This window comes from Salegentibacter haimaensis (assembly GCF_054121495.1).
Genome location: NZ_JBSYGH010000028.1, coordinates 1 through 6,612, shown reverse-complemented (window position 1 = coordinate 6,612; position 6,612 = coordinate 1). Strand labels below are relative to the sequence as shown.

Genomic DNA, 6,612 nt, shown 5'->3' with positions numbered 1-6,612 from the left:
TTTTTATAGCTTTAGTTTATGAAAACAGCCAAACTCCACTACCATTTTCAACTTAGCAGCGGTGTAAGTACCGATACCAGAAATATCAAAAAAGGCAGCCTGTTTTTTGCCTTAAAAGGAGCAAATTTTAATGGAAATCATTACGCCTTTGAAGCCCTCCAAAAAGGAGCCGCTTATGCGGTGGTCGATCAGCCTGAATATGCTCTGAATGATGAACAATACATCCTGGTTGACAATGTCCTGGAGAGCCTTCAACAACTGGCAACTTTTCATCGCAAGTTTTTAGATCTTCCCATTCTGGCAATTACAGGCAGCAATGGAAAAACTACCACCAAAGAACTTATTCACGCCACGCTTTCAAAAAAATACAATGCCGTGGCGACCCGGGGAAATCTGAACAATCATATTGGGGTACCACTTACTCTGCTTTCTATGGATGAAACCACCGAAGTAGGCATTGTTGAAATGGGCGCCAACCATCCCCTGGAAATCGATTTTCTCTGCCAGATAGCCTTACCCGATTATGGATATATCACCAACTTCGGGAAAGCTCATTTGGAAGGCTTCGGAAGCCTGGAAGGAGTCATCGCAGCAAAATCTGAATTATATGAACATTTAAAATCGCATTCACAACTCATATTTTTAAATGTAGATGATCCTGTTCAAAGAGAACATCTTAATTACGATCATCATTTCGGCTATGGAACCGGTCGCCTTGCAAATGTAGTGGTAGACTATACGCAATCCGGTGATTTTGCCGGGCTGGGCTTTAATAAAATCAATTTTAGCAGCAAGTTATCTGGTGATTATAATGCCGTGAATATGGCCGCAGCTTTATGCATTGGGCTGTATTTCAAAGTACCGCTTGAGGGAATACAGGATGCCCTGGCCAATTACCAACCTCAAAACAACAGGTCTCAGGTTATGGAAAGGGGAAGCAATAAACTCTTTTTAGACGCTTATAATGCCAATCCAACCAGTATGACCGCCTCGGTTACCAATTTCCAAAAAATAGCCACCAAAAAGCCGAAAATTGCAATTCTGGGTGATATGCTGGAGCTGGGGTCGACTTCCGTAGAAGAACACCAGGCCATTGTAGATTTAGCTGAACAAAGCAATTTTGCCGAAACCTACCTGGTAGGCGAGAATTTCAAAAAAACAAAAACCAGCAGCCCCACCATCATCAAATTTTCGAATACCGAAAATCTAAAAGAACACCTTAGCCAGACCTATATCAGGGATTCTTACATTTTGGTAAAAGGTTCCAGAGGCATAGCCCTGGAAAAAGTGGTAGAAGCTTTTTCTGAATAATCGGTTTTGGTTAGATTCAATATGAACCCGGGCAGGCGTTGTTTTACCTGTTGAGGTTTAGCTAAAAACCAATTTTTCTAATATCGATTAACCCGTGCCCGGTAATTTCAATTCCAATTAAAAACTGATTGGAACCCGGAATGATATCTACAATTCTAAAATCTTTAATATAACCCGAAACGTGAACCCCGGGAGCGGTCTCCATATCGTCTTCAAGTTTTGAATTCACGCTGGCCAGTTGCTCTTTAATATGCGGACTCAAATCTACCCGCATTTTTCTGATTATACTATTATAAAGAAGAGTATTAGACAAGCCCTCCAGCAAATTATCAAGCAACCAGTTTCTGGACTTGCCATCAAGGTTATATTTTTTAACACTGATCAACTGCCCGGTTTCATCGAAATCGAGTTTGGCGTGTAGCAATAAATTCAGTTTCCTGTTTTTGAAAAGCGTGGTAAGGATTTGTAGTTTCAAGTTTATTGCCAGGTCATATCCCTCTTCAGGACTACTTGAAATTTCTATATCCTGAATTTCTGCATAATCGGTGCTTTTGCCATTTTTCTCCTGGCTAATCTTCTCCCCAATCATTTTTTTCTTCAGAAAGTCTTCAATAACCTTATAACTAATCTTTACCGGCAGGCGCAGACTTACCTCATCTAACAATGAATTTTTCATAGATTTCTTCTTTGTTTTATTTCAGAATCAGAATTTATTTGATACCTAAAATTAGTTCAGAAATAAAGAATTAATCTAAAACTGGTCTTAAATTGTAGAAGCAGGAGAAAACTAATCCAGCGGATTGGTACCCAAAGTTTGAAGAAATTCGGCCTGGGTTTTTAATATCTGAATTTCCAGTTCCAGGCGATCCAGTTGTGCGTCGAGCAGTGCAGATTCCCTGGTATTGATTAAGAAGATAGAACTTTCCCCAAAACTGAATTTACGCAATTCGGCGTTTAAAAGCGCTTGAGAATCTGCCAGAAGTTGTGCCAGGGCTACCTGCTGCTCCCTGTAGTTCTCCAACTGCAATTCTAAAGCCTGTAATCGCGCTTGTAATTGCTGGTCCTGCAGGTTTAACTCCCAGCGGGCATCTTCCAGCTCATATTCGGCTATTTTAAGCTCCCCTCTCTCCTGCCTTAAGAACAGGGGCATCGAAAAGCGCAAACCGGCCTTATAAGCCCCGGGATTAAAGGTTTCGAAATTATCGGGTTGTTCACTGAGCAAATTATATTCCAGGTCGATTTGCGGCAATAAGCGGTTAATGCGATACCTCCTCTCGATTTCCAGTGCTTCTACCCTTCTTCGGAAGAATTCGAGCTGCGGATGGGTAGCCAGGTTTGCTTCAGCATTGGGCAGTACCTGCATCAAAAATGAAAACGCATCTGAAGCATCGCCGGGTTCAACCTCTGGCCGAAGTATCAAAGCCTGGTCATTATCCCAGATATAAGTAGAAAGCTCAAGGCGCTTGCGGGTTAATTCAATTTGGGAACGCGCCAGTTGAATTTTGCGATTCTGAAGCAGTATCCTGGCTTCTACGCTATCGATTCCTGCCAGGTCCCCGGTTTGTACTCTACGCCTAATACCCTGGTAACGTTCGTTCGCATTTTCAAGAAAATCGGTATAAATTTCAACTTTTTCGTAAGCCTGCATCCAATCGAAATAAACGAACGAGGCCTGCATCAAAATGTCGTTTACAATAAGCTGTTGTTCTGCCCGGCTTTGCATTTGGTAGGCCTGTGCCTGCCGTAAGCCGGCCATTCGGGAATTGATCCATAAACCTTCGCCTAAAGACAGCACTACCCCGGCCTGGAATAAACCGGCCTCGGGTACCGTATTTTGTGGATTTACATATACCCCCTGGTTTTGCTGAAAGCCTCCTTTTAGCTGCAAACCATACCAGGTAGGGATTTTTAACTGGGCATCCAGTAAATCGTAGTATTCGGTTCCCTTATATTCCTTGGCTTTATAATCTACCTCAAAACGCGGATCAAAAGCTCCCCGGGCAGCCTGCACTTCGGCATCTCCCAATTGTCGTACCAACCCCGCCTGGCGAACTACAGGGTGATCTTCAAGCACCTTTACCAGAAATTCACGGTAGCTAAGGCTATCTTCCTGCGCCATTAAACCCCCGGCCAGAAGAAAGAACCCCAGCAAAACATATATGTTTTTTGATGCGAGCATTATTTTTTCTCTTCAGCAGTTTGATTCGGGTTATAATAATCGGGTGGGAAGCCGTTTAGGTTTCGCCATATTTCGTACCAAATAGGCACGTCTTCCAGCAGGGCGATGGTATACGCTCCACTTCCTATCCCTATATTCTCGGGCCAGGGATTATCGTTGGGATCGGGAGCAAGCAAGATTCGATACCTTCCATTTTCAGAAATATAATTTTCTATAGCTACCACTTTAGCGCCATAGGTTCCAAAAGAAAGGTTAGGCCATCCACTAAAAATCACGGCCGGCCAACCATCAAACTGAACCCGCACTTCTTCGCCAATGTGTATTAATGGTAAATCCAGGGGTCTCACATAGGTTTCCACCGCCATTTGGAACTCGGCAGGCATAATACCTACCAGCCTTTCGCCTTGCGAAAAGGTTTCACCCAAACCGGCTCTAAGAGCCCTGTTCACATAGCCCGATTGAGGGGCAACTATATAATACAGCTGACTTCGACGTTCATAATTAGATAACTCGATAGAAAGTTTATCAACTTCAGCTTCAGTACTAAACCTGTTGCTTTGCGCTGTAAAGATTTCCTGTTGGGTTTTGGAAATTTTATCGGCATATTCAGCCTGAATTCTTCCTATTTCAATTTCAGCATTAATCACCTCGTTTTGACTGGAGATCAATTGGTTTTCCTGAGCGATTACACGTGCCTGTGCCTCCTGAAGCTGTAACCTGCGGGTTTCCAAATCGGTTAAGGATTGTAAACCTTCCTCTTCAAGGGTTCGGGTACGTTCAAACTGGGTTTGTGCAATCTCGATTTGGGTTTTAGCGGCCTCCAGACGAATGCTGTCGCTTCGCACGGTAAGTTGAGCCTGCCTTAATTTGTTACGCGCCTGGTCTTCTTTAAGTTCTCTCTCGCGTTGCTGCGCCCTTAATTGCTGCTCGAGGGCTCCAATCTTTCCGGTGTAAGATTCGGCCGATTGAGCTTTGGCATCGATTTGCCCTGAGGTTCTATCGATAAGCTGCGGATCAAAATATTCGCTGCTAACTTCCGAAATTCTTAAAATCGTATCTCCTTTATTCACAAAATCGCCCTCCTGCACATACCATTGCTCTATTCTTCCGGGAATAGGAGACTGAATGGTTTGCGGTCTGTGTTCGGGGCTTAAAGTGGTAACATTCCCTGTACCCTGAATATTCTGGGTCCACGGAAGAAATAATATGAGTATAAATAAAAGCAGTAGCCCCACCAGAATTTTATTAAAAAGCTCGTAATGCTTCCTAAAAAAGACTCTTTGCCCCGAACGGTATCCGGTGATATCTACCTTTTCATTCAGTTTTTCATCTGAAATGTTTAACATACAGCCTCTAATTTAGTTTACGCGCCCTTCAATTAAATTCAATTGACCCTTGCAATGATCTTTCCAAACAGGGTCATTACTGGCCACAATAAGTGTCCATTCCCTTTCAGGAGCAGTGAAAAATCGCATTAACTGCTTGCTTTCCCTGGGTTCAAATTTTTCGAAAGGTTCTTTCAGAATCAAAATTTTAGGTTTTTTAAGTATAGCCCTGGCCAGGATAATTCGCCTTGAAATAAGCGTGGAAAGATAACGCCCTTCGGGGTGAATTTGAGTTTTCATTCCCTCGGGCTGGTCTCTAACAAAATCTCTTAATCCGGAATGCTCCAGCGCCCAGTCTATATCTTCATCGGTAATATTGGAATCACCAAAAGTGATGTTTTCCCACAAACTGCCTTCAAAGGGAATTTCATCTGGCAATAATGTACCTATATGCTGGCGATAATCGTTGAGCACCAGGGAGTGTCGTGCCATCCCATTAATATAAATTCGACCCTTGGTAGGGGTGAAAATTCCGGCTATTAGTTTTAACAGGCTGGTTCTTCCGTTTCCGGCCGGGCCGGTAATCAAAAAGCAGCTTCCGGGTTCAATGGTAAAGTTGATTCGATTAAGCACCGTATGGCCCTCGGGCTCAAAACTAACGTCCTTGAATTCGATTTTAATCCCATTACTGGCATCAACCTTATTGTCGCTTTCAGCTAATTCCAGGGGTTTATCTACTACCTGTCCCAGTTTTTCTATGGAAGTTAGGGTGTCATAAACTTCATCTAATCCCTGGATGGCTTTTTCTACCGAGGCTATGATCAATAATATGATAATTTCTGCAGCTACAAACTGCCCTATGTTCATTTGTTGATTTAGAACGAGCATTCCCCCTACTGCCAAAAGACCTCCGGCCACCAGTACCTTAAAAATGATAAGTTTGATATACTGAAGCTTCAGAATCCCGAAATGGCTTTCGCGTTCAATGAGGTATTTTTCTGTAAGTCTGTCGTTTTTTTCCAGGGCCAGCCTACTTCTTCCGGAGATTTTAAAACTGTTGATATTTCGCGCTACTTCCTGTATCCAATACACCACCTGATATTTATGCTTGGATTCATCAAGACTGGTGAAAAGCCCTTTTCTTCCGGTAAATTTGAAAACCGCATAGAGCAAGACCACCAAAAGTATGCTGTACATTATAAAAAACGGGTGGTAGAGAGACAGCAGGATAAGCCCCAGCACAATTTGCACCAAAGCCGAAGGAAATTCCAGCAATAGTTTGTTGAGCCCCTTTTGCACGGCCAGGATATCGAAGAAGCGGTTAGCCAGCTCGGGCGGATAAATATTTTGTAAGGCTTCGCTTTTTATCTTCGGAAAGCGGTAGGCAAACTCAAAACTGGAACGGGTAAATATTTTTTGCTGAATATTCTCCACCAGTCTTAACTGAAGCAGTTCAAATACTCCAACCAGGCCCACGGCGAGGGTTACCAAAACCACCAGTACAATCCAACTGGTGCTCACCTTACCCCCCTGAATTAAGTTTACGATAGCCTGTATCCCAAGCGGTACAGAAAGATTGATAAGCCCTGCAAACAAAGCATAGAACAGAATATGCTTTACATCTTTTTTGTCGAGTTTCAATAAATTCCACAGTCGTTTAACCGGGGTTTTGGGATTGGTTTCACTCATAGGCAGTTTCAATTTTAATGCTCAGGCCCGCTGGGGTAATTAGCTGCAAAAATAAGGCCCAAATTTTTGTTCACGAAACAATTTGTACTTGTTTAACGATTGCTAAAG

Annotated in this window: 5 protein-coding genes; 1 reads left to right on the top strand and 4 read right to left on the bottom strand. The window is 43.0% G+C overall.

All coding sequences use genetic code 11. The features are described 5' to 3' along the window. Positions 1-18: 18 nt before the first annotated feature. A complete protein-coding gene (locus ACW6QP_RS15225; protein WP_457911736.1) occupies positions 19-1,311 on the top strand; it encodes a UDP-N-acetylmuramoyl-tripeptide--D-alanyl-D-alanine ligase in 1,293 nt (430 codons plus the stop codon). Positions 1,312-1,372: 61 nt separating this feature from the next. On the opposite strand, the gene ACW6QP_RS15220 is transcribed toward ACW6QP_RS15225, so the two are convergent. From ACW6QP_RS15220 to ACW6QP_RS15205, 4 genes are all read right to left on the bottom strand, one after another. Further along, positions 1,373-1,987, bottom strand: coding sequence for a DUF4403 family protein (locus ACW6QP_RS15220; RefSeq protein ID WP_457911735.1), 615 nt, complete (start codon positions 1,985-1,987; stop codon positions 1,373-1,375). Between the two features lie 111 nt (positions 1,988-2,098). After that, positions 2,099-3,490, bottom strand: a complete 1,392-nt coding sequence (locus tag ACW6QP_RS15215) for a TolC family protein (RefSeq protein ID WP_457911734.1) — start codon at positions 3,488-3,490, stop codon at positions 2,099-2,101. Continuing rightward, positions 3,490-4,836, bottom strand: coding sequence for an HlyD family secretion protein (locus ACW6QP_RS15210; protein ID WP_457911733.1), 1,347 nt, complete (start codon positions 4,834-4,836; stop codon positions 3,490-3,492). The genes ACW6QP_RS15215 and ACW6QP_RS15210 overlap by 1 nt, the downstream gene beginning before the upstream one ends. Before the next feature lie 12 nt (positions 4,837-4,848). Further along, positions 4,849-6,504 (bottom strand): peptidase domain-containing ABC transporter, encoded by a 1,656-nt coding sequence (locus ACW6QP_RS15205; RefSeq protein ID WP_457911732.1) that lies wholly within the window; start codon positions 6,502-6,504, stop codon positions 4,849-4,851. Between the last annotated feature and the right edge of the window lie 108 nt (positions 6,505-6,612).

Coding starts and splice junctions, on each gene's coding strand:
- ACW6QP_RS15220 (WP_457911735.1), bottom strand. CDS start 1,987: ATGAAAAATTCATTGTTAGATGAGGTAAGTCTGCGCCTGCCGGTAAAG.
- ACW6QP_RS15215 (WP_457911734.1), bottom strand. CDS start 3,490: ATGCTCGCATCAAAAAACATATATGTTTTGCTGGGGTTCTTTCTTCTG.
- ACW6QP_RS15205 (WP_457911732.1), bottom strand. CDS start 6,504: ATGAGTGAAACCAATCCCAAAACCCCGGTTAAACGACTGTGGAATTTA.
- ACW6QP_RS15225 (WP_457911736.1), top strand. CDS start 19: ATGAAAACAGCCAAACTCCACTACCATTTTCAACTTAGCAGCGGTGTA.
- ACW6QP_RS15210 (WP_457911733.1), bottom strand. CDS start 4,836: ATGTTAAACATTTCAGATGAAAAACTGAATGAAAAGGTAGATATCACC.